This window comes from Rhodococcoides sp. S146-33, assembly GCF_059489205.1.
The window spans coordinates 1,477,034-1,500,057 of record NZ_JCAJWY010000001.1 but is presented as its reverse complement, the minus strand read 5'-3'; the positions used below and the strand labels follow the sequence as shown (position 1 = coordinate 1,500,057).

Sequence of the window (23,024 nt, the reverse complement as noted above, 5' to 3'; positions counted from 1 at the left end):
GTACGCCTGCCGGTCTCGGCAAGAACTAGATTGCTGCTTGCTGCTGACGCTGGGTTTCGAAGAACTCGGACCAGGAGTCGACCTCGGGATGCTGCTTGAGCAGCGCCCTCCGCTGGCGTTCCGTCATGCCGCCCCACACGCCGAACTCGACTCGGTTGTCGAGGGCATCCGCACCGCACTGCATCAGCACGGGGCAGTGCCGGCAGATGGTCGCGGCCTTCCGCTGCGCTGCGCCCCGGACGAAAAGCTGATCCGGGTCCGTGCCCTTGCAGCGGGCGTGCGACACCCAGGCGATGCGTGCTTCTGCTTCTTCTACATCGAGTCGCGTCGGCGCGGTTGTCGTATGCATGCGGATACCCCTTTGCGTGTCGGTCGTCCTTGCTGGACGTCCCGGAGGCTCCAAGACCGTTTGCACTTCGCTGCCGAAGCACAAATTCTAAGAGCTGCCCCACAATCATTATCAAGTGTTACGTGAATCACACCGTGTTCATAATTTAGGTAAAGCGAGCCGCGAATGCAAGACGGCGAGGTCACATTTCTGGTACGGCCGTCCCGAGCAGGGGCGCAGCACACAGCGCATGCGGGCCTGATGCCGGTCCGAGCCGTACCCACGTACGCTGTGCCCTGTGTCAGTTGGAAAAACCGTGGCGAAGCTCGCCGGATGTTCAGCACTCGCCGGTGCGTTGCTCGCCGGCGTCATGTTCCCCATGGCCGGAGGATTCGGATACGCCTCGAACCGTGCCGCCGATACCGTCGACAACGTGTCGGCCGAACTGGTCGAGGGCGCAGTACCTGCCGTCTCGACGATGACGGACGTCAACGGCACACCCATCGCGTGGCTGTACGAACAGCGCCGTTTCGAGGTACCGAGCGACAAGATCTCCAACGAGATGAAGCTCGCCATCGTCTCGATCGAGGACCGCCGCTTCGCCGAACACCGCGGTGTCGACTGGCAGGGCACGCTGCGCGCGTTTCTGACCAACACCACGAGCGGCCAGGTCGAGCAGGGCGCGTCCACGATCGATCAGCAGTACGTGAAGAACTACCAGCTGCTGGTGGTGGCCAAGACCGACTCGGAACGTCGCGCGGCGATCGAGACGACACCCGCCCGCAAGATCCGCGAGATCCGGATGGCGCTCACGCTCGACAAAGAGCTCACCAAGGACGAGATCCTCACCCGGTACCTCAACCTGGTGCCGTTCGGTAACGCGTCCTTCGGTATCCAGGACGCGGCCCAGACCTACTTCGGCATCGATGCCAGCCAGCTCAGCGCAGTCCAGGCCGCGATGCTCGCCGGAATGGTGCAGTCCAGCTCGGCCCTGAACCCGTACACCAACGAAGAGGGTGTGCTCGAGCGCCGGAACACCGTGCTCGACACGATGATTCAGAACCTTCCCGAGCGCGCCGCCGAGCTCGAGGCACTCAAGGCCGAGCCGCTGGGTGTACTACCGGTCCCCCAGACTCTGCCCCGCGGATGCATCGCGGCCGGCGACCGTGGATTCTTCTGTGACTACGCATTGCAGTACCTCGCTCAGGCCGGAATCAGCCAGGAGCAGATCGACAAGGGCGGGTACCTCATCCGCACGACGCTCGACCCCGCGGTGCAGAACTCCACCAAGGCCGCGTTGGTCGAGAACACCAGCCCGAGCCTCGACGGCGTCGCCACGGTCATGAACGTCGTCGCACCAGGGCAGGACCAGCACCGCGTTCTGTCGATGGGCAGCAGCCGCACGTACGGCCTCAACGCCGACGAGGACGAAACCGTGCAGCCGCAACCGCACTCCCTCGTGGGCAACGGAGCGGGCTCGATCTTCAAGATCTTCACCACGGCCGCAGCCATGGAACGCGGACTGGGGACCAGCGCAACGCTGCAGGTTCCCAAGCGCGTGGAGGTCAAGGGCGTCGGCGACGGCGGTGCCCGAAACTGCCCCGCGTCCACGTACTGCGTGGAGAACGCAGGCAACTACCCGCCTGCACTGTCCATCACCGACGCGCTCGCTCAGTCCCCCAACACTGCGTTCGTCAAGCTGATCGAGTCCGTGGGCGTCACGCCGACGGTCGATATGGCCGTCCGCCTAGGCCTGCGCTCGTACACCGACCCGGGTTCGTCGGGCACGGATCAGTCGATGGCCGACTTCCAGAAGAGCCAGAACCTCGGCTCGTTCACGCTCGGACCCACCTGGGTCAACCCACTGGAATTGTCCAACGTGGCCGCCACGCTCGCTTCCGGCGGCAAATGGTGCCCGCCCACCCCGATCGACTCGATCTTCGACCGTGACGGCAAGCCCGTTCCGGTCGCACACCAGGCCTGCGAGCAGGTCGTCGAGCCCGGCCTGGCAAACACCCTGGCCAACGCGATGAGCAAGGACGACCAGGCAGGCGGCACGTCCGCGTCCGCCGCCGGTTCCGCCGGTTGGAACCTGCCGATGTCCGGCAAGACCGGTACCACCGAGTCGAACCGTTCCTCGGGCTTCCTCGGGTTCACCAACAACTACGCCGCCGCCGTGTACACCTACGGCGATTCGCCGACGCCCAGCGAGATCTGCTCGTTCCCGCTGCGGCCTTGTGGCTCGGGCAACCTGTACGGCGGTAACGAGCCGGCGCGGACGTGGTTCGACGCCATGACCCCGATCGCCAACAACTACGGTCCCGTCGCGTTGCCACCGGTCGACCAGAAGTACGTCCGCGGCTCCGCCAACGGTCAGGTTCCCGATGTGACGGGTCAGAGCCAGTCGTCTGCGACGTCCACGCTGCAGGGTGCAGGCTTCCAGGTGACCGCGGTGACGACGGCCGATCAGTCTGCGCGCGGCACCGTGGTGTCGACGTCGCCGTCGGGTTCGGCGGTACCGGGTTCGAACATCACGATCTACGTCAGCGACGGCTCGGTTCGACCGGCACCGGCTCCGGCCCCTTTGCTGCCGAACATTCAGATACCGGACCTACCGCCGGGGATCCAGATCCCGGCGATCCCGGGGCTGACGGCACCTCGCTGAGCGGCTTCGCCGCATGTGAACGGAAATTCGTAGCCCACTACGAATTTCCGTTCACAAGAAATGTCACAAGCGGTCTTTGACGGCCTTCGAGAGTCGCGATCCGTCGGCCTTGCCTGCGGCCAGTCCCGACGCGATCTTCATGACCTGACCCATCTGCTTCATGGCCGGTCGCTCGCCCAATTCCTCTGCAACCTGGGCGATGGCGGTGTCGACGATGGTGGCCAGCTCCTCGTCCGTCAGTGGCGTCGGCAGATACTCGTTGATGATCTGCGCCTCGGCGTGCTCGTTCGCGGCGAGCTCACCGCGTCCGTTCTGCGTGTAGATCTCAGCGGATTCTCCGCGCTTCTTCGACTCCTTCGCCAGCACCTTCAGGACGTCGTCGTCGGTCAGCTCGTGGGCCTCCTTGCCGGAGACCTCCTCGGTCTGAATAGCAGCGAGGATCATGCGCAGCGTCGCCAGCCGCAGCTTGTCTTTCGCTTTCATCGCTGCGGTCAGGTCGGTTCGGATGCGAGCCTTGAGTTCGGACATGGCCGAAACGCTACGCGGCGCGGCTTCCTTCACGCACGTCCATATCAGGTTGCTGCCGTATCGTGGATCGGGTGGCCGTTCAACTCAGTCCCTCACTTCTCCGTTCTTCGACGCAGCTGCGCAGCGCCCCCGAGCAACTGCGCAGTGCCGCCGAGCACGTGCGTGACGCCGTCAGAGCGGCACCGCTGAAGAGTTCCGTCATCGGGACGGCGGGTGCCGCCGCGTTGGGGCTCGGCTACGCCACCCTCATCGAACGCAACGCCTTCACGCTGCGCGAAACGTCCATGGCCGTGCTCGAGCCCGGTTCGGCGACTCTACGGGTGCTGCACATCAGCGACCTGCACATGATGCCGGGCCAGCGGATGAAGCAGAACTGGCTCCGTGAACTGGACCGCCTCGAGCCCGATCTGGTCGTCAATACCGGCGACAACCTCTCCCACCAACGTGCCGTCCCCAGCGTCGTGCAGGCACTGGGGCCGATGCTGGCTCGGCCGGGTCTGTTCGTGTTCGGCAGCAACGACTACTTCGCACCCAAGCCGAAGAACCCGTTCAAGTACTTCGACAAGAACCACAAGCGCACGACGGGTGAATCGCTGCCGTGGCGCGACCTGCGAGCCGCGTTTTCCGAGCGGGGCTGGCTCGACGTCACGCACGTACGTCGCGAACTCGAGGTCGCCGGGGTACGTATCGCGGCTGCCGGCGTCGACGACCCGCACTTGAAGCGGGACCGATACGACACCATCGCCGGCCAGCCGAACCCGTTGGCCGACCTACGCCTGGGCATCACGCATTCGCCGGAGCCACGCGTGCTCGACAGGTTCGCCCAGGACGGTTACGACCTCGTCCTCGCCGGTCACACCCACGGCGGTCAGCTGTGCCTGCCGTTCTACGGCGCCCTGGTGACCAATTGCGAGATCGACCGTTCCCGGGTCAAGGGTCCGTCCAAGTGGGGTGCGCACACCCAGCTGCACGTCTCGGCGGGCGTCGGCACCTCGCCTTACGCGCCGGCACGCTTCTGCTGCCGCCCCGAGGCGACTCTGATCACGCTGACTCCGGCCCCCAGAATGGGTCCGAGAAACGTCTCCGACGAGGGCGTTTCGCGTTCCGAGGCAGTCGTGAGTTAGACTTCTCCAGCGGTACACGGGGTGTGGCGCAGCTTGGTAGCGCGCTTCGTTCGGGACGAAGAGGTCGTGGGTTCGAATCCCGCCACCCCGACAGTTGGACCACCGAAAGGGACCCACTCGATTCAGTCGACTGGGTCCCTTTTCTTTGCGTGATCGACGCTACTGTGAGTCATGCCGACACCAACCCGCGTCCACGTCACCCACCGGTTCGTCTCTCCCCCCGAGGTCGTCTTCGCGGCATTGTCCGAGCACGAAAACCTCGGGCCGCTGTTCATGGCCAAGATCCGCCGGGTTCGCGACGGCGACACCTCGCGCAACGGGGTCGGGTCGGTCCGCAGCCTGAAGCTGGGGCCGCTGCCCGCGTTCGAGGAGACTACAACCGCCTCCGAGCCGAACTCGCTCATCGAATACCGCATCACCAAAGGTGGCCCCCTACGCGGCCATTGGGGCGTGCAGAAGCTCACCCCCACTACCGACGGCGGCACCGAGCTCGATTACACGATCGGGTTCGACGCACCGATCCCAGGACTCGCTGCGATCGTCGGCAAGGCCTTGACGTCGAGCATCTCGAAGAACCTGCCCTGCCTGGCTCCCTGACCCGAGGTGGCTTCACGGTGACGCGGCGACTCGCGTCCAGTACGGTATCGGTCGATGACGGTGATCGAAGCCGCCCGGTCCGGCCGGGGCAACCTCACGCTTCTGGACTCTGCTGTCGCCGCTGCGATTTTCGTCTACAACATGCCGGTCCAGGGTTTCGCGGTCCCTGACAGCGCGGTCGATTGGATCGCCTATTCGCTGCCGGTCGGATTGTGCCTGCCGTACGTCTTTCACCGGCGTCGTCCGTTCGCGATGTTCGCGGTCGTCCTCGCGACCGCCTTTCTCCAACTTGCGCTCGGGGTGGAGCTGCTGGTCGCGGACGTGATGCTCGTTCCCGCTCTCCACGCCGTCGCTCGGAGTCGACCACCGTCGAACTCGGTCCCAGCGGCTGTCGCGGTGGCGGTGTGGACGATCACGATGACGATGCCGTCGATGGAGCGGTACAGCATGTCCTTCGGTGACGTGGGCCTGCTGGTATTGATCGTGGCGATCGCGTGGCTGACCGGAATGCTGGCGCGTGTCCGCAACGAGTACGTCCACAGCCTGCAGCTCCGCGCCGAGCAGGTGGAACGGGACGCAGCTGCGGCCGAACGCACCCGCATAGCCCGCGAGATACACGACATCGTGTCCCACAGTCTGAGCGCGATCGTGCTGTTGTCCGAGGGTGCCGTCGGGACCGTCCGACAAGATCCCGATGCGGCCGCCGCAGCGATGGAGACCGTTCGTAACACCGGCCGAGAGGCAATGACGGAGATGCGGTCGATGCTCTCCGTTCTCCATTCCGACGATCCGGTCGACCGGGTGCCTGCACCGGGTGTGGCACAGCTCGACGGGCTCATCGAGCGATCGCGGGCGGTGGGCATTCCGGTCGACTATCGCGTGACGGGCGAGCCGGTCGAGTTGCCGCCCGGTCTGCAGCTGGTGATCTACCGTGTGATTCAGGAGTCGTTGACCAACGTGGGCAAACACGCGGGACCGGAGGTTCGAGCCGTGCGAGTGCAGCTGAACTACGGACCGGCGACAATCGAGTTGACCGTCGCCGACGACGGGCGCGGAACCGATTCGACGTCCGTGTCCGGGTGGGGGCTGATGGGCATGCGGGAGCGGGTTCTCGCGCAGGGCGGTACCTTCGACGCAGGCCCTACTGCGGACGGATTCCTCGTCACGGTCTCACTGCCCACCGAGGCGGCCCGGTGACGATATCGGTTGTGCTGGTCGATGATCAGAACCTCGTGCGAGCCGGACTGAAATTGGTGCTCGGCTCGCGCCCCGAGGTGCGGATAGTCGGCGAAGCGGCCGACGGACGCGAAGGCATCGACGTGGTTCGGGCGACCACCCCCGACGTCGTTCTCATGGACGTCAGAATGCCGGTGATGGACGGCATCGAAGCAACCCGTGAAATCGTGCAGGCCACGAACTCGAAAGTACTGATACTGACCACCTTCGACCTCGACGAGTACGTGTTCGACGCCCTACGAGCCGGTGCCGGTGGCTTTCTCGTCAAGGACGCTCCGATCGACGAGCTGATATCGGCGATTCAGCATGTGCACGAGGGAGATTCGGTGGTCGCCCCGAGCACCACGCGGCGCTTGATCGAGCATTTCACGTCCGCTCCCCCAGCCCGAGCGCGACCGGTGTCCACCTCTGCCGAACAACTCGCCGATTTGACTCCACGTGAAACTGAAGTCCTGGTCCACCTCTCCAGCGGGCTGTCCAATGCTGAGATTGCCACTGCGATGGAGGTATCGGAGGTAACCGTCAAAGCACACGTGGGGCGCATCTTGTCCAAGCTGGGGGTACGCGATCGCACCCAGGCAGTGATCGCCGCGTACGAGTCGGGACTGGTCGGTCCGGGGACCGCCGGCTGAAGGGAGGGTATACCTGGGTATACCCCTCGAAATACTCCTGCAGGCGGACGATTCTCCAGGCCGAATGCGGAACAGTCGGGGCATGGACATCGTCAGAACTCACAGCCTCGGCAAGCGCTACGACACGCATACCGTCGTCGACGACGTGAACCTTCGCATCCCTGAGGGCTGCGTCTACGGCTTTCTCGGTCCCAACGGATCGGGCAAATCGACGACCATGAAAATGCTGCTGTCCCTGATTCGACCGACCTCCGGTGAGGTAGAGATACTCGGCAGACCGATGAACCACGGCACCCGCCGCGAATTGCTCTCACACATCGGATCACTCATCGAAGCTCCACCCGGATACGGCCACCTCACGGGTGCGGAGAACCTTCGTATCGTGCAACGCTCGCTCGGACTGCACACCGAACAGATCGAACGGGCAGTGGCCACCGTCCGACTGCAGGAACACCTCGACAAGAAGGTGAAGAACTATTCGCTCGGGATGAAACAGCGCCTGGGCATCGCGATGGCGCTCGCGCGCGAACCACAACTTCTGATCCTGGACGAACCAACCAACGGTTTGGACCCGGCGGGCATAGAAGAGATCCGCGGCCTGCTCCGCCATCTCGCCGAACACGGTGTGACAGTCATGGTTTCGAGCCATCTGCTAGGTGAGATCGACAAGACGGCCAACATGCTGGGAATCCTGAGCCAGGGTCGCCTGATTTTCCAAGGCACCCGCGACGAGCTGTTCGCCGCCTCCACTCCGGACCTCCTCATCGACGCGATCGACCCCAACCGCGCGAGCTCGGTTCTCCAACAGAAGATCCCGGTTCAGATCGACGACCACACGTTGAGACTGTCCGGCATCGACGATCGAGGTACCGCGCAGGTGGTGGCAGAACTCGTCGGCGCGGACGCAGGCGTCTACGGAGTCCGGCGCGACAATCAATCGCTCGAAGACGTATTCATGAATCTGACGAAGGGAGGTCGATTGTGACGACGGTACGCAACGAGTTCGCCAAACTCCGGCACCTGCACATCGGCGCGATCGGCGCAGTGCTGGTCGCCGCAATCGTAGGGTTGACCTTCGTCGGCGCTCTCACCGCAGCGACGTCGAACGATTCGACCACGGTCTCCTGGGCACTGCCACTGGCCGGTCTGTCCCTTGCCGTCCCCATCGCCTCACCCCTGCTGATCGCTGTGATAGCCAGCCGCACAGTAGAAGTCGAGCACCAGTCGAACGGGTGGTTGCTGAACCAGTCCAATGGTGCCGACCGCGGAGCCCTCGTTCGCGCGAAGCTCGTCTCGACGGGCCTCGTCGTCGTTACTGCGACGGTGGTGGCCAGCGCGGCAGGTCTGTTCTTGGGGACTGCCATCGGAGTGACCCAGCCGTTGCCTGCCGGCCTGTGGTTCGGCTACACGGCGGCGGTGGTCACGGCGAACCTGGTAATACTCGGTCTGCACCTGCTGATCTCAGCGCGAGTGGACAACCAACTGGTCGCGCTGGGAATCGGCATCGTGGGTACCGTCATCGCGATCTGCGCCTCCGGATTCCCCTCCTGGGCAGCGCACCTGACGCCGTGGGGATATTACTCGTTGGCGTCTGCCGCCGACTACCGAGGCGAGCAGGTGGTGACGCTGAACCCGTCCTACGCCAGCATCGTCGCCCTCGGAGTTATCGGGGCAGTGTTGTTCTGGCTCATGACCGTTCGACTGGATCGACAGGAGGTACGAGCATGAACGCGTTCTCGGCCGAAATGATCAAGCTCAAGCGCTCGCAGGCCTGGACGGTCGTCGTCCTCCTCCCGCTGATCATCGCGGGAGTCGGAACGTTCAACACGATCACCTCGGGCGAAGAGTTGGCAGACGGATGGCACACATTGTGGTTGCGCACAGTCGTGTTCTACGGCCTGTTCCCACTCGCACTCGGCGTCGCCGTATTGGCCTCGCTGGCATGGAAATCCGAACACCGAGGAGGGAATTGGAATGCCCTGATGAGTGGGCCGGTCTCGTCGGTGCGCATCGTGTTCGCCAAGACGGCTGTGGTGGTAACGCTGACCGCGGCGATGAACATCGTCATGCTGGCAGCCGTCGTCGTTCTCGGCAAGGTGGTCTTTTCGCTGGACGGCATGCTCCCCACCGAGCTCTTCGCGACCAGTGCGCTCGTCGTGGTGAGCTCGCTACCGCTGGCGGCTCTGCAGTCCGGTCTGTCGATGGCGATCAGATCGTTCGCGGTGCCGATCGCCATCGCTCTCGTCGGGGCCGGTCTATCGGTATTCCTCCTCACCGCCGAGGTGACCGAAGCAATCTTCGTGTTGCCCTATGCACTGGCTACTCGCGCAACCCAATTGGCAACGGGAACCTTCGGTGACTCCGGTTCACTCACCACCGCGGCCGCGCTGTCGGTCCTGGCGGCCACGGCGCTACTCGCTCTCGCAGTCGTCGCATCGACCGCAAGGACACTCGACCGCAGGGACGTTCACGTCCATTGACAGCACGAGACCCCGATCGACTGTCTCGATCGGGGTCTCGTCGCTTGTTCTCAGCTGGATGCAGCGCGCAGCTTCTCCAACAACGGGCCTGCGGCCTCGGCGAGGAAGCGCTCCTGGGTTTCGTCGCCTACCTGCACGAGTGCGATGTCGGTGTACCCGGCCTCCCAGTACGGCTTGACGGCCTCGACGATGGCGTCGAGATCAGGTCCGCACGGAATCGTGTCGGCCACATCCTCTTTGCGCACGAACTTGGTGGCTCCGGCGAATCCCGCCGTCGTCGGCAGATCCGCATTGACGGCCCAGCCGCCGGCGAACCAACGGAAGCGATCGTGTGCGCGATCGATGGCCGCGTCCTTGTCCGGGTCCCAGGAAATGGGGATCTGGCCGATGGACCGCGCCGGGCCCTCGTGGTTGTCCGACCACGCCTTGACGAGATCGGCGTCCGGCTCGGTGGCGATGAGGTGATCGCCGTACTCCGCGAACCGCGCCACGGCCTTCTCGCCGCCGGCGGCGATACCGATCGGGACGCCGCCCTCGGGCAGGTCCCAGATCCGGGCCGAGTCGACGCGAAAGTGCTTGCCCTCGTACGTGACCAAGCCACCGGCGTGCAGTGCCCTGATGATCTCGAGCGCCTCGACGAACATGTCCTGCCGCTTGTCGATCGACGGCCATCCCTCACCCACGACGTGCTCGTTGAGGTTCTCGCCGCTACCGAGACCCAGGGTGAAACGTCCGTCGGCCAGAATCTGCAGCGTCGCAGCCTTCTGGGCGACGACGGCCGGGTGGTACCTGATGATCGGGCATGTCACGTACGTCATCAGCTCGACGCGCTCGGTGGCCTGAGCCACCGCACCCAGCGTCGTCCAGGCGTAGGGCGAGTGACCCATGGACGAGAGCCACGGTGAGTAGTGGTCGCTGCTGACCTCGAAGTCGAAGCCGACCTTCTCGGCTCCGACCGCGTACTTCACCAGCTCTTTGGGGCCGCTCTGCTCGGTCATCAGTGTGTATCCGAAATTGGTCATGCTGTTCTCCTAAATTGTTGCGACGGAACCGGCGTCGACTCGGTAGTTGGATCCGTTGACGAAGGACGCACGATCCGAGCACAGGAACGTGATCACCGAGGCGACCTCCTCGGGCTCACCTCGACGTCCCAGCTCCATGTACGGACGCTCCTCGTCGAGGAAGCTCTCGATGGCACCGTCGCGGTCGGTGCCCTTCTCCTCGGCGCGCTTGTCCATCATCGCGTCGGTCATCGGGGTGTGAATGAATGCCGGCGAGACCGCGTTGACCAGCAACCCCTCCGACGCATAACTACGCGAGAGTCCCTTGGCCAGGGCCAGCACACCGGCTTTGGCTGCGCAGTAGGGCAATTCGTCGTCGTACGGCTGCACTGCGTCCTCGGAGGTCAGCAACACGATGCGTCCCCAGCCGCCGCGCCGGAGGGCCGGCAGAAATGCCCGAAGCAGCCGGACCGGGCCCATGAGATCGATGTCGAGGGTGGAGCTCCACCCCTCCTCGTCGATCTCGTGGAACAGTCCCTGCGCGCCCGTCACTCCCGATGATTGGACGAGAATGTCGATGTCGCCCACGGCCTGCTGCGTCTGCGCTGCCAACTGTTCGACGGCCGCAGTGTCGGTCACGTCTGCAGCGAAGGCGAACAACTGCCCATCGGCTGCGCCCAGTTTCGTTGCAGCATCGTCGAGCGAATTCTGATCCTTGTCGCTGATCACTACCCGAACACCCTCGGCGAGCAGCATTTTCGCGGTGTGCCAGCCGATGCCGGAGTCTGCTCCGGTTACCAGTGCTGTCTTACCGTTGATTCCCAAATCCATGAAATCTCACCTTGTCCAAGAGAGTGCTGTCAGGCTGTGGCGTCGTGCGAGCGCGCGATGGTCAGCGCGGCGTTCACCAGGGCCAGGTGGCTCAAGCCCTGCGGGAAGTTACCCAGAAAGGACCCATCCGAAGCATCGATCATTTCGCTGTACAACCCGACGTCGTTGGACAGCTCCACCAACTGGTCCATCAGGGCCTTGGCCTCGTCGTCCCGGCCGACACACGACAACGCCGACACCCGCCAGAAGGCGCAGGCCACGAACGTCACCTCTTCCTGGGCGACTCCGCTGTAGCGGTACATCAGGGGCCCCGTACCGAGCTCGTCGACGAGTGCATCGATGGTCGACGAGAGTCGTTCTCCACGATCGAAATCCATCTCGGCGGCCAGCAGGACCGACGCGTCGAGCCCGTCGGCACCCGGGTAGGCGAGGTAGGCCTGCCGCTCGTCGGACCAGCACTCGGTTTCGATGTAGCGCCGAATGCATTCTTTCTCGGCTTTCCATCGATCCGGAATACCGGGGATCTCTCCCGCTTCCGCCAGGTGCACGGCGCAGTCGAGCGCCTGCCAGCAACCGAGTTTGGAACTGGTGTAGTGCTGCTCTTCCTCGAGCTCCCAGATACCGGCGTCTTTGCGCTGCCACGAATCACACGCCTCGTCCGCGATGGACGCCAGCAGTCGGCCGGTCTGCGCGTCGAGGATGTTCCCCGCGTCGACGTACTGCCGGATGATCGAGAACAGGTCGCCGAAGATCATCAGCTGGAGTTGATCCGCCGCGGCGTTGCCGTTCACCACCGGCCCGATGCCTTTCCAGCCGGGTACGTCGGGTTGTTCTGTCCCGCCCGGCAATTCGCCGCCGAGGGTATAGAAGACGTTGACCAACGGGTCATTGGAGCGGATGACTTTCAGCAACCACGCCACCGCAGCATGGATCTCTTCACGAAGACCGAACCGCTGCAACGCACGAATGGTGTAGGCAGTGTCGCGAACCCACGCGTAGCGGTAGTCCCAGTTCTTGCCACCGGTCCGGTTCTCGGGCAGTGAGGTTGTCGCGGCGGCGGCAATGGCACCGGACGGGCTGTGCAGCAACAGCTTCAGTGCCAGGGCACTGCGAGCAACGTGCTCGGCCCATGGCCCCTCATAGGAGAACTCGTCGGACCACACCCGCCAATTGGCGATGGTCCGGTCGATTCCCTCGTCGACGTGCTGCGGATCCGGTAGCGGCAGCGGTTCGTTCTCGGTGCCCACCACGCCGAGTACGTGCCGGGAGCCCGGCTGGGTGGTGAAGACACCGCTGATGTCGCGGTCGGCGAGCCGCACGTTCTCGATACCCAGTGTTCTTACCGCCAAGGTCAATCCGTCGACGCGCAGGACGGTGCCGTGCTCGGTGTCGTACGCCCACGGGGACGCGACACCGAGCATGGTGCCCGGCGCGACCGCCCACGTCAGCTCGACTTCGCCGTCGAGACCGTCGACGCGACGCGCTAGCTCCACCCAGGGCAACCGTCCGGCGACACCGGTGTTGAGCGAGTCGGTGATCCGCACGGTGCCGGAGTCTGTACGGAACGTGGTGCTCAGAACATTTGTACCGGAGACGAATTCGCGCTCGACCGTAAATTCTTCCCGGGGCGCGAGTTCGATGTAGCCGCCGTGTGGGGCGTCGAGCAGGGCCGCGAACGGCGGCGGTGAATCGAGATTCGGAACCGGAAACCAATCGATGCGCCCGTCGTCGGCGATCATCGCCACGGTCCGACCGTCACCGATCGCGCCGTAGCTCTCGATGGGGACGTAACCGTCGACCCTGGGGTGCGGCTTGCGGAACTCGCTCAAGCACTTGCCTTTTCGTTGGAGTAGATGGGACTGTTCTCGATGTTCGCCAGCAGATCGGCGGGATCGTCGAACACGGCTACTGCGCCCGCGTCGAGCAATTCGCTGCGCGAGATCCCGCCGCTCAAAACACCGATGCCGCGCACTCCCGCGCGTCCGGCCGATTCGATGTCCCACACACTGTCGCCGACCATCAGGGCACGCTCCGCTCGAACACCGGCACGCTCGAGCGCCACCGCGACGATGTCCGGCTCGGGCTTGGCCACGTCGGCATCTTCACCGGACGTCACGACGGCAACCGAGTCCTCGACGTCGAGCAGGTCACGTAGAGTCGCGAGCTCGCTTTCGGGGGCCGAGGTCGCGAGTACCACGGTGACTCCGCGAGAGCCCAAGTCCGCCAACAGTGCACGGGCACCCGGCAGCACTTCGAGATCCGACGAAGCGTCGGCGTAATACTCCCCGTGCAGTTTTTTCGCTTCCTGCGCCACCGCACTGTCGGCCGACCCGACGAGCGCCTCCAGCAGCTTCGATCCGTCCATCCCGATGCTGCGGTGAATGCGCCACGATGGAACGTTTCGGCCGGCCTCCCGGAACGCGCGGGACCACGCGTCCACATGTACGTAGTTGGAATCGACGAGCGTGCCATCGATGTCGAACAGGACAGCGTCGACCGTCGGCGTGGAAACAGGCATGTTCGTTGAATACCCATGGTCGATACACGCAAACAGTCGGCGGAGAAAACAACAGGCCCCTCGCAGTACGCGAGGGGCCTGTCGAGGTGAAGAAGCTCAGCTGGCTTGAGCCTGCCACATCCAGTGCAGCTGCTCGAGTCGCGCCGTGATGGCAATGAGCAGGTCCTGCGTCACCGGGTCGGCTTCCGCGGTATCGGCGACACGTCCGCGAAGACGTTCGACGACGGCGGCGATGTTGTCGACCACGGCCGGTACGACCTCACTGTCCTGAGTCCACCCGGAACCGAAGCCCTTGGTGCCCGCCGTCGAGGAGACGGTGGCTGCGCGGCCGTCGGGGCTCACTCCGATAGCAGTCGCACGCTCGGCCGCCTGGTCGGTGAATTCACGTGCAGCAGTGACCAGTTCGTCGAGCTCGAGGTGCACGGAACGGAAGTTCTTGCCGATCACGTTCCAGTGAGCCTGCTTCGCGATGAGCGAGAGGTCGATGAGATCGACCACGGTTCCCTGGAGCGCATCGCCCGCGATCTTCTGCTGGCCTGCGTCGAGAGTGCTGGTGATGGGGTTCGTCATGATGTGGCCTCCCTGCCGTTGGACGACGGTATGCATCGCACACCATTATTGTTCTTTCGTCTGTACTGCACAACGGCAGGTCGACACACATAATTCCGGATCGACGGCACCGTCGCTGTGATGCCGATCCCGTCGGTCAGACCTTGGCGGCCTCGTCGGCAGGATCGTCGATCGCGCCGGCACCGGTGGTCGGTGCAGTCTCGTTCTGCTGCGACCGAACACCTTCCTCGACCTTCTTGCCGATCTCGGGGTCGACGTTGGTCCAGTACTCGAACACTCGGCTCAGAACGGGCTCGCTGACGCCGTTGAGGACGTGTCCGACGATGTTTCCGACCAGACGCTCACGCTGCGCGTCGTCCATCGTCTCGCGCACCAGGTTGCCGGCCTGGACGAAGTCGCCGTCCTCCGGGTGCTCGATGTAGCCGGTGCGGACGAAGCGAGGCTCGAAATCCCATGCTCCGTCGTCGCCGTACTTGTTCGTGTCCGCCGACGGGCCGCCGAAGGAGTTCGGGGCGTAGACGGGCGTCTCCGGGGAGTTGAACGAGTACCGCATGTTGCCGTCCTTGGAGTACGAGTTGACCTCGGACTTCGGGGCGTTGACCGGCAGCTGCGCGTAGTTCGCTCCGATGCGGTACCGGTGTGCGTCGGCGTAGGAGAAGACACGGCCGAGCAGCATCTTGTCGGGGCTGAAGCCGATGCCGGGCACGGTGTTGGACGGCTCGAACGAACTCTGCTCGATCTGAGCGAAGAAGTTCTCCGGGTTGCGGTTCAAGGTCATCTTGCCGACCTCGATCAGCGGGTAGTCCTTCTGCGACCAGACCTTGGTGAGGTCGAACGGGTTGTACTTGTAGTTCTCGGCGTCGTCGTACGGCATGAGCTGCACCTTGAGGGTCCAGCTGGGGAAGTCGCCGTTCTTGATGGAGCCGAAGAGGTCCTGACGGTGGTGGTCAGGGGATGTGCCGGCGACCTCGTCCGCCTTGTCCTGCGTCAGGAAATCGATGCCCTGGTCGGTCTTGAAGTGGAACTTCACCCAGGTCTTCGTGCCGTCCTCGGCGATCAGCTGGTAGGTGTGCGAACCAAATCCGTCCATGTGGCGGAACGACTTCGGGATTCCGCGATCACCCATGAGCCAGGTCACTTGGTGGGCGGATTCCGGCGAAAGCGTCCAGAAGTCCCACTGCATGTTGTTGTCACGCAGGCCGGAATCGGGCATGCGCTTCTGGCTGCGGATGAAGTCCTGGAACTTGAGCGGATCCTTGACGAAGAAGATCGGGGTGTTGTTGCCGACCAGATCCCAGTTGCCCTCGTCGGTGTAGAACTTCAACGAGAAGCCGCGCGGGTCGCGCCAGGTGTCGGGGCTACCCTGCTCGCCGGCGACGGTGGAGAAGCGCGCCAGCATCTCGGTCTTGGCACCGGGCTGCAGCACCTTGGCCTTGGTGTACTTGCTGATGTCACCGGTGATCTCGAGTTCGCCGAACGCGCCTGCACCCTTGGCGTGCACGACGCGCTCCGGGACCCGCTCACGGTTGAACTGCGCCATCTTTTCGATGAGGTAGTGATCGTGCAGGAGGATCGGACCCTGCGTTCCGGCGGTGAGCGACTGGTCGTCGCTGGGTACGGGAATACCCGAGTTGCTGGTGGTCGGCTTATTGATCGGCTTGGTCATACGAAGCCTCCTGATGGCTGGAGTAGAACCGGGAGGGCTGTCCCGGGGATGCACTGCACGGCCGGACGCTGGACCGCGTTCTCGAAGAGAATGCCTCGCGCGGCCGTGGCATAAACCCCGGGTACGACGACGTCTCCACGCCCAAGCATGCCATCAATCTGGACTAAGTCAAGAAAAGGCCCACTTTCAGCGAACCAGCTGCGCTTCGCCGGTCCGCATCGAACCCGACACGATCTGCAATCCGAAATACGTGCCCGACGGCATCCATCGGCTCAAGGTCGGTCCCGTGGCTTCCACCCGAACCCGAGCCAACCTGGCCTTACCTTTCAGACGGGCAACACCGACGGCCGAGCCGCCATCGACGGGCTGCGCGAACCCGATGGACCCGAGCATCGGAAATTGCGGTCCGTAGCCGCGAGAATCGGAATGCACCGACCATTCACCGCTGCTCACGCCGGCCTTGCCCAGCACATCGCCGTCGAAATCGGCCAGCACCTTGGGCAGGTGCCAATTGGTCCTACCGCCGTGCACGGACGTCGCGGAATCCACGGCGATGAACGGAACCGCCATCCGCGGGATCCTCCCCACGTCCCGGCGCAGCACCGGGCTGGCCAGTATCTCGCGGTAGGAGCCGACAGGTGACGTCACGTAGTCGACGACCATGCACATCGTGATCGGCAGCGTCTTCGCGCCGGTAGGCGCGAAATCCGACGACCGGGAACGATGCCACCAGATCGTGGCTCGGACGTCGGCCGGCCACGGTGCCGCCGGGCTGACCGGCCAGTCGGTGCGCTCGGTCTCGGATTCGGCCACACTCCACATCAGGAATCCCTCCCCACCACGGTCAACGGAAGACGCAGCGCACCCGGCGCGGACACCGGCACCACCGGGCGGACCGGCTGGGTGGGGGCCACTTCCTGGTACTCGCTACCCGCCGCGGGGCGCTTGTCGGGCTCACCCTTGTTGGGCCACAACGCCATTGCACGCTCGGCCTGCGCGGTGATGGTCAGCGACGGGTTGACACCGAGGTTCGCGCTGACAGCGGAACCGTCGAGCACGTGCAATCCGTCGTAGCCGTAGACACGTTGATAGCCGTCGATCACACCGGTCTTCGGTGAGTCACCGATGGCGCAGCCGCCGAGGAAGTGCGCGGTCATCGGAATGTTGACGATCTCGGCGATCGACCCGCCCGGGTCGCCGCCGATCTTGTCGGCGAGCAACCTGATCGCCGTATGTCCCTGCGGAATCCACTGCGGCGGTGGATCGCCTGCACCGGGCCTACTGGTGAGCCGGCGACCGAACGGACCCTTCTTCGATCCGAGTTCGAGCGAGTTGTCGTCGGTCTGCATGACCAACGCGATGACGGTGCGCTCCGACCATCGATGAACCGACAGGCTCCGCACCGCAGCGCCGGGATGGCGCAACGCGACCCCGAGCGTCTTGAGTACCCGCGGCATCTTGCCTCCGCCGTCACTCAGCACGGTCTGCAACAGGCCGATGGCGTTGCTGCCCTTGCCGTATCGCACTGGCTCGATGTGGGTGTGATCGTCGGGATGGAACGACGACGTGATCGCCACACCCTCGTGATAGTCGACCTCACGGCCACGCGCGGTCGCGGCGAGGACTGCCTCGGAATTGGTGCGTACCAGCGAGCCGATCCTGTCCGACAATCGCGGCAGCGAACCCTTCTCCTTGGCTGCGAGCATCAACTTCTGGGTGCCGTAGGTGCCGGCCGAGAAGATGACCTGATCGGCGGTGATGGTCTTCTCCTTGCGGCGCAGCTTCCCGCCGGTCCGACGTGTCACCACGTCGTAGCCGTCACCGTTCGGCCGCACGTCGACCACCGTGGTCAACGGAAGAACATGTGCACCTGCGTGTTCGGCCAGATAAAGGTAGTTCTTGACGAGTGTGTTCTTGGCGCCGACGCGGCAGCCCGTCATGCACGATCCGCATTCGGTGCAGCCGGTGCGCTCGGGCCCGACACCACCGAAGAAGGGGTCGGGTGCAGTCTTGCCACGGTCACCGAAGTAGACACCCACCGGAGTCGAGGTGAACGTGTCGCCCACCCCCATGTCCTCGGCCACTTCCTTCATGACCTTGTCCGAGGGGGTGATCGTTGGATTGGTCTCGACACCGAGCATCCGACGCGCCTGGTCGTAGTACGGATTCAACTCGCGTTGCCAGTCGGTGATCGAACCCCACTGTGGGTCCTCGAAGAACTTCGCGGGCGGTTGGTACAGCGTGTTCGCATAGTTGAGCGAGCCACCCCCCACGCCGGCCCCTGCCATCACCAGTACATCGGGCAGCAGGTGGATACGTTGCACGCCATAGCAACCCAGCGCCGGAGCCCACAGGTACTTGCGCAGCCGCCAGCTGGTCTTGGGCAGCTCGTCGTCCTCGAAGCGGCGACCGGATTCGAGAACCGCCACCCGATAGCCCTTCTCCACGGCCCGCAGCGCGGCCACGCTTCCGCCGAAACCGGAGCCGATGATCAGTACGTCGTAGTCGCTCATGCGGAAACCACCTTCTTGTCTGATTCACGAGTGTCGGAGACGAGTCGATAGTTCGAGGTGTCGAACGATCGCGTCTTGTTGCGGAACCGGAATGTGTAGGTCGGCCACATCGTGGAGTTGCGTCCGTTGGCGTCGAGATACCAGCTCGAGCAGCCGCCGGCATTCCACACGGTACCGTCGAGGGACGAGTCCACCCACGAGTTGTGCTGCTGCTGAGCGGATTCGGACACCTCGACTGCAGCGGCCCGATGATCCCTCATCTCACTGAGCGCGGAGACGACGTAATTGGCCTGCGATTCGAGCATGTACACGATTGAGCTGTGCCCGAGGTTGGTGTTGGGGCCGTACATCAGGAACAGGTTCGGGAACCCGGCAACCGTGGTACCCAGGTGAGCCTGCGGACTACCACCCCAACTCTCTGCGAGGGTACGACCGTCGTTGTCGCGCAACAGATGTGAGACCGGCGGTTCGGTAGGGGTGAACCCCGTCGCGAAGATGATGGTGTCCACCTCGTAGGTGCGGCCCGAGGCGTCGACGACGCCGTTCTCGGTCACCGACGTCAGGCCCGATGTCACCAGATCGACGTCGGGTCGATCCAGCGTTCGCAGCCAATCATTGGACAGCAGAAGACGTTTGCAGCCGGGGGCATAGTCGGGAGTCAGCGCCGCCCGGGTTGCGGGGTTCTTGACCTGTCGCTTCAAATTGACCTTCGCGAAGGCCTTCACGGCGGGCAACACCCACGGATTGTCGGCCAGGACGGTGACGTACGCCTCGCGGTACCCGTAGATGATGCCGCGAACGGCGCGGTGAGCGGCGGGAACCTTCTCGTACAGCGACCGCTCGAGACGGCCGATGGTGCGGTCCAGACGCGGAATGACCCAGGCCGGTGTCCGCTGAAAGACTGTGAGCCGCTTCGCCTTGTCGACGATCTCGGGCACGAACTGCACTGCAGACGCACCGGTTCCGATGACGGCGACACGCTCCCCCGTGAGATCGTGCTCGTGGTTCCACGTCGCGGAATGAAACACCGTCCCGCCGAACGTGTCGATGCCCGGCACGTTCGGAATCTTCGGCGTCGACAGAGCGCCCGTCGCCGCCACGAGGACTCTGACGCTCGCCGAACCCTGCGAGGTCTCTACGGCCCACCGCTGATCCGCGTCGCTCCAATCGGCCGAGAGCAGTTCACAATCGGTGACGATGCGGTCCCGGAGGTTCAGACGGTCGACCACGGAGCGGAGGTAGTCGAACAGCTCCGGTTGGCGCGCGAAGGTGTGACTCCACTTCGGGCTGGGCGCGAACGAGAACGAGTAGAGCGACGTCGGGACATCACACGCACACCCGGGATAAGTGTTGTCACGCCACGTGCCACCCACGTCCGACGCGCGCTCGATGACGGTCACGTCGGCACTCGGATCGGCGGCGAGGATCTTCGCTACCGCGGCGAGGCCGGCGAAACCGGCTCCGACGACGAGCACGTCGAGTTTCTGGGGCAGTGCAGTTTTCACGAGTCCATCACCTTTTCGGACCAGACGGGAAGGAGCCGATCGCGCAGGTGCGCGTCGGCTTCGGGGGTACGGAACAGAGCCGAGACAGCGAGCCCGCGTGCCAGCTCGACGCTGAGCTCGATGGACTCGGGAGACATGCGGCTACCCATGACGATCTGAGCGCCGCTCTGGATGGCCTCGGCCACGCGTCGTTCGAGCGGAACCATCGCCTCGTGCAGCGCCGGATCGGTGCGGGCCGCGACCCATAGTTCGAGGGCGGCGTAGAACAACGGGCCGGAGAACGCGTCGACGAGGATCTCGGGTCCGCGCTCCGGGTCGGGCTCGGCTTCCAGTATTTCGGAGAGGCGGCGGTCCACGAGATGCTCGACGGCAGCTGTCACCAACGACTCCTTGGTCGGGAAGTGGTGCAGCTGCGCTCCGCGGGACACTCCGGCACGCCGCGCGATCTCTTGCGTGCTGGTCTTGGCAAAACCCAGCTCGACGAGGCAATCGATCGCGGCATCGAGCAACTTCGCGCGGGTCCCCGCGGTGCGTTCGGCCTGCGTGCGGCGGGGGGTCGGCCTGCCGTCGCTGAGCTCTGTGTCGGTAGTCACACTTTGCACAGTAGCCTCAAAACAACAAACAGTCCAGCCTGACTTTAAGTTTTTCCAGGTGTCCGCATAGTGTGTCGGTCCGCTGCCAGTACGGCAGACAGACCGGCGCGAAGGTCGCGCACGAAATACTCCCGCCGTTCGAGCGAGGGGAAGTGACCGCCGGCGTCGGGTGCCTGCCACCGGACGATCTGCCGATATCTTTGCTGAGCCCATGGCCGTGGACACTTCGCGATGTCGCGGGGGTATGTGGTGATCGCCGCCGGGACATCGACGCGGAGGTCGGGGTCCAGCGAGTGATGGCTCTCGTAATAGATGCGGGCCGACGACGCCCCGCTACGGGTCAGCCAGTAGAAGGTGACATTGTCCAATAGTGCTGTGCGGGAGACCGTCTCGAACGGACTGCCCTCGGTGTCCGTCCACTCTGCAAACTTGTCGAGGATCCAGGCCAGCAAACCGACCGGGGAATCTACGAGCGAGTATCCGATCGTCTGCGGCTGGGTCGCCTGCAGTGTTGCGTAGGCGATGCGATCGCGGTCGAATTGTCGGGTGTGCTGGACCCAGCCGAGCTCGTCGGCGGTCAGTCCGTCCGTCGACAACCCGGGTGGCGCTTCGGCGTAGGTCGTGTGGATTCCGATGACATGGTTCGGGAATCGTCCACCAAGGATCGTGGTGACGACGCCTCCCCAATCGCCCCCGTGCGCAAGGAACCGGCCGTAGCCGAGACGACCCATCAACTCGACCCACGCGGCCGCAATCTTCTCCGTGCCCCACCCGGTAGTCGACGGTTTGTCACTGAACCCGAAACCTGGAAGAGAGGGAGCCACGACGTGGAATGCAGGTGCCGATGGATCGGAGGGATCGACCAATTCGTCGACGATGTCGAGAAATTCGACAACACTGCCGGGCCAGCCGTGCGTCATAATCAAGGGAGTTGCGTCGCTCCTCGGTGAGCGCCGGTGCAGGAAGTGGATCCCCACACCCTCGACGGTCGTGCGGAACTGGCCGACTCGGTCGAGCCTCGACTCGAAGGATCGCCAGTCGTATTGCGTGCGCCAGAACTCGATCGCCTTCGTGACCTCGCTGAGCGGGACCCCCTGTTCCCATGCACGCGCACCGGAGACGGTCTCGGATTCGGGCAGCCGCGCCGCGGCCAGCCGTGCGCGCAGATCGTCGAGTTCGGCGTCTGTTGCGCGCCACACGAACGGTTGGATATCGGGATTGTCGACGCTCACCATGCCACTCCCCTGGGATCTATTGAACCGGCTCAGGCAGTTCTAGCAGTCGAGTGGGCCGGCCACAACCGGCTAAGGTGGTTCCATGGCAGCGAGCTACCCCGACTTCCGACCCGGCAACGTGCTGGCGACGGCATTCACCGGAACCCTCACCGAGCGCCGCGGCGATGCCGTCGAGCGAATCCCGGTGCCGGAGCGGCTCGCCGACTGGCTGAATCTCCACGGACTCGGCGTCGGATCCTGTACCGACTCACAGCTCGACGCCGCGCGGGAATTGCGAGAAGCGATCCACCTCGCCGCCACGGCAGCCGCGGCCGAAGACCGACTTCCCGCCTCCGCCGTTCGCATCCTGAACGACTACAGCCTTCGGGGTCGGGCGTCGGCCGTCCTCTCGGCGACGGGTGCCCGGCAGTGGCAGCTGACAGCGGTCACGCCCGTCGACGATGCCCTCGGTGTCATTGCGGCCGACGCAATAGACATCATCGCCGGCGCGCGAGACGGCACGTTGGCGTTGTGCGCGTCCCCCACGTGTCGTGCGGCGTTCTTCGACACCAGCCAAAGCCGAAGCCGAAAGTGGTGCGACATGAATACGTGCGGCAACCGACAGAAGAAAGCACGTATGGCGGCCAACCGTGGCACCACATCAGCGCGCTGACATCGGCCACACTGGTGTTCGCACGCTACTTCGACGAAAGGACGACACCATGACGAGTCACTCGGTACGCCCCGAAGACATCCTTCCCGACGGAGCCGAACGAGCCACGTTCGACGGCCTCCCGATACGGAAGGGCACCGTGGCGGCGTTCGTCGCGAATGCGAAGGCCCTCCGCGGCGTGGAACCCGGAACCGAGGCCCACGACGAAGTGGTCGCGACTCTGAAAGACCTGGCACCACAGCTCGCAGCGATCGGGATATTCGAGGTGTTCGAGCCCCGAGACCCGCAGATCGCGCACCTGGTCCGTGCCGTCGTGCAGGAGAACTGACGCCAGTTTGCCCAGTCACGAC

General features: G+C 64.4%; 23 protein-coding genes and 1 tRNA gene. 11 read left to right on the top strand and 13 right to left on the bottom strand.

Annotation, left to right across the window (positions count from 1 at the left end; translation table 11 throughout):
- Window positions 1-25 precede the first annotated feature (25 nt).
- The gene (locus AC5WEY_RS07170; RefSeq protein ID WP_008712729.1) at window positions 26-349 is read right to left on the bottom strand and encodes a WhiB family transcriptional regulator; all 324 of its coding nucleotides are present in this window, start codon (window positions 347-349) and stop codon (window positions 26-28) included.
- Between the two features lie 295 nt (window positions 350-644).
- Here AC5WEY_RS07170 and AC5WEY_RS07165 point away from each other — a divergent pair, with 295 nt between their 5' ends.
- Complete coding sequence (locus AC5WEY_RS07165; RefSeq protein WP_495645548.1) at window positions 645-2,993, top strand: penicillin-binding protein; 2,349 nt, start codon at window positions 645-647, stop codon at window positions 2,991-2,993.
- A gap of 63 nt (window positions 2,994-3,056) precedes the next feature.
- On the opposite strand, the gene AC5WEY_RS07160 is transcribed toward AC5WEY_RS07165, so the two are convergent.
- On the bottom strand, window positions 3,057-3,521 hold the full coding sequence (locus AC5WEY_RS07160) for a GatB/YqeY domain-containing protein (RefSeq protein WP_057477143.1): 465 nt from the start codon (window positions 3,519-3,521) through the stop codon (window positions 3,057-3,059).
- Between the two features lie 185 nt (window positions 3,522-3,706).
- On the opposite strand from AC5WEY_RS07160, the gene AC5WEY_RS07155 reads away from it, so the two are divergent.
- From AC5WEY_RS07155 to AC5WEY_RS07120, 8 genes are all read left to right on the top strand, one after another.
- Window positions 3,707-4,645 (top strand): metallophosphoesterase, encoded by a 939-nt coding sequence (locus AC5WEY_RS07155; RefSeq protein WP_442970926.1) that lies wholly within the window; start codon window positions 3,707-3,709, stop codon window positions 4,643-4,645.
- 17 nt (window positions 4,646-4,662) lie between these two features.
- A tRNA-Pro gene (locus AC5WEY_RS07150) sits at window positions 4,663-4,736 on the top strand.
- 80 nt (window positions 4,737-4,816) lie between these two features.
- Window positions 4,817-5,242 (top strand): SRPBCC family protein, encoded by a 426-nt coding sequence (locus AC5WEY_RS07145; protein ID WP_495645263.1) that lies wholly within the window; start codon window positions 4,817-4,819, stop codon window positions 5,240-5,242.
- A 54-nt stretch (window positions 5,243-5,296) separates the two neighbouring features.
- Window positions 5,297-6,439, top strand: coding sequence for a sensor histidine kinase (locus AC5WEY_RS07140; RefSeq protein ID WP_495645262.1), 1,143 nt, complete (start codon window positions 5,297-5,299; stop codon window positions 6,437-6,439).
- The gene (locus AC5WEY_RS07135) at window positions 6,436-7,110 is read left to right on the top strand and encodes a response regulator transcription factor (RefSeq protein ID WP_495645261.1); all 675 of its coding nucleotides are present in this window, start codon (window positions 6,436-6,438) and stop codon (window positions 7,108-7,110) included. The genes AC5WEY_RS07140 and AC5WEY_RS07135 overlap by 4 nt, the downstream gene beginning before the upstream one ends.
- A gap of 82 nt (window positions 7,111-7,192) precedes the next feature.
- Entirely contained in the window at window positions 7,193-8,095 is a 903-nt protein-coding gene (locus AC5WEY_RS07130; protein WP_495645260.1) for an ABC transporter ATP-binding protein, read from the top strand.
- Entirely contained in the window at window positions 8,092-8,838 is a 747-nt protein-coding gene (locus tag AC5WEY_RS07125; RefSeq protein ID WP_495645259.1) for an ABC transporter permease, read from the top strand. Before AC5WEY_RS07130 ends, AC5WEY_RS07125 begins: the two co-directional genes overlap by 4 nt.
- Window positions 8,835-9,590, top strand: coding sequence for an ABC transporter permease (locus AC5WEY_RS07120; protein WP_495645258.1), 756 nt, complete (start codon window positions 8,835-8,837; stop codon window positions 9,588-9,590). The genes AC5WEY_RS07125 and AC5WEY_RS07120 overlap by 4 nt, the downstream gene beginning before the upstream one ends.
- Window positions 9,591-9,640: 50 nt before the next feature.
- Here the strand turns inward: AC5WEY_RS07120 and AC5WEY_RS07115 are convergent, their stop codons facing one another.
- From AC5WEY_RS07115 to AC5WEY_RS07065, 11 genes are all read right to left on the bottom strand, one after another.
- A complete protein-coding gene (locus AC5WEY_RS07115) occupies window positions 9,641-10,612 on the bottom strand; it encodes an LLM class F420-dependent oxidoreductase (protein WP_027494506.1) in 972 nt (323 codons plus the stop codon).
- A 9-nt stretch (window positions 10,613-10,621) separates the two neighbouring features.
- Window positions 10,622-11,422, bottom strand: coding sequence for an SDR family NAD(P)-dependent oxidoreductase (locus AC5WEY_RS07110; RefSeq protein ID WP_495645257.1), 801 nt, complete (start codon window positions 11,420-11,422; stop codon window positions 10,622-10,624).
- Window positions 11,423-11,451: 29 nt separating this feature from the next.
- Entirely contained in the window at window positions 11,452-13,251 is a 1,800-nt protein-coding gene (locus tag AC5WEY_RS07105; protein ID WP_495645256.1) for a glycoside hydrolase family 15 protein, read from the bottom strand.
- On the bottom strand, window positions 13,248-13,940 hold the full coding sequence (locus AC5WEY_RS07100; protein WP_495645255.1) for an HAD family hydrolase: 693 nt from the start codon (window positions 13,938-13,940) through the stop codon (window positions 13,248-13,250). The genes AC5WEY_RS07105 and AC5WEY_RS07100 overlap by 4 nt, the downstream gene beginning before the upstream one ends.
- A 96-nt stretch (window positions 13,941-14,036) precedes the next feature.
- Entirely contained in the window at window positions 14,037-14,510 is a 474-nt protein-coding gene (locus AC5WEY_RS07095; protein ID WP_495645254.1) for a Dps family protein, read from the bottom strand.
- Window positions 14,511-14,646: 136 nt separating this feature from the next.
- Window positions 14,647-16,176 (bottom strand): catalase, encoded by a 1,530-nt coding sequence (locus tag AC5WEY_RS07090; protein ID WP_495645253.1) that lies wholly within the window; start codon window positions 16,174-16,176, stop codon window positions 14,647-14,649.
- A gap of 186 nt (window positions 16,177-16,362) precedes the next feature.
- Window positions 16,363-16,998, bottom strand: a complete 636-nt coding sequence (locus tag AC5WEY_RS07085) for a hypothetical protein (RefSeq protein WP_495645252.1) — start codon at window positions 16,996-16,998, stop codon at window positions 16,363-16,365.
- Window positions 16,998-18,689 (bottom strand): GMC oxidoreductase, encoded by a 1,692-nt coding sequence (locus AC5WEY_RS07080; RefSeq protein WP_495645251.1) that lies wholly within the window; start codon window positions 18,687-18,689, stop codon window positions 16,998-17,000. The genes AC5WEY_RS07085 and AC5WEY_RS07080 overlap by 1 nt, the downstream gene beginning before the upstream one ends.
- The gene (locus AC5WEY_RS07075) at window positions 18,686-20,194 is read right to left on the bottom strand and encodes a flavin-containing monooxygenase (RefSeq protein ID WP_495645250.1); all 1,509 of its coding nucleotides are present in this window, start codon (window positions 20,192-20,194) and stop codon (window positions 18,686-18,688) included. The genes AC5WEY_RS07080 and AC5WEY_RS07075 overlap by 4 nt, the downstream gene beginning before the upstream one ends.
- Window positions 20,191-20,787: a TetR/AcrR family transcriptional regulator gene (locus tag AC5WEY_RS07070; protein WP_495645249.1), complete on the bottom strand. Its 597-nt coding sequence runs from the start codon at window positions 20,785-20,787 to the stop codon at window positions 20,191-20,193. The genes AC5WEY_RS07075 and AC5WEY_RS07070 overlap by 4 nt, the downstream gene beginning before the upstream one ends.
- A 44-nt stretch (window positions 20,788-20,831) precedes the next feature.
- Window positions 20,832-22,022: an epoxide hydrolase family protein gene (locus AC5WEY_RS07065; RefSeq protein ID WP_495645248.1), complete on the bottom strand. Its 1,191-nt coding sequence runs from the start codon at window positions 22,020-22,022 to the stop codon at window positions 20,832-20,834.
- Window positions 22,023-22,104: 82 nt separating this feature from the next.
- On the opposite strand from AC5WEY_RS07065, the gene AC5WEY_RS07060 reads away from it, so the two are divergent.
- Window positions 22,105-22,674, top strand: coding sequence for a CGNR zinc finger domain-containing protein (locus AC5WEY_RS07060; protein WP_495645247.1), 570 nt, complete (start codon window positions 22,105-22,107; stop codon window positions 22,672-22,674).
- Between the two features lie 49 nt (window positions 22,675-22,723).
- Window positions 22,724-23,002, top strand: a complete 279-nt coding sequence (locus tag AC5WEY_RS07055; RefSeq protein ID WP_495645246.1) for a hypothetical protein — start codon at window positions 22,724-22,726, stop codon at window positions 23,000-23,002.
- The last annotated feature ends 22 nt before the right edge of the window (window positions 23,003-23,024 follow it).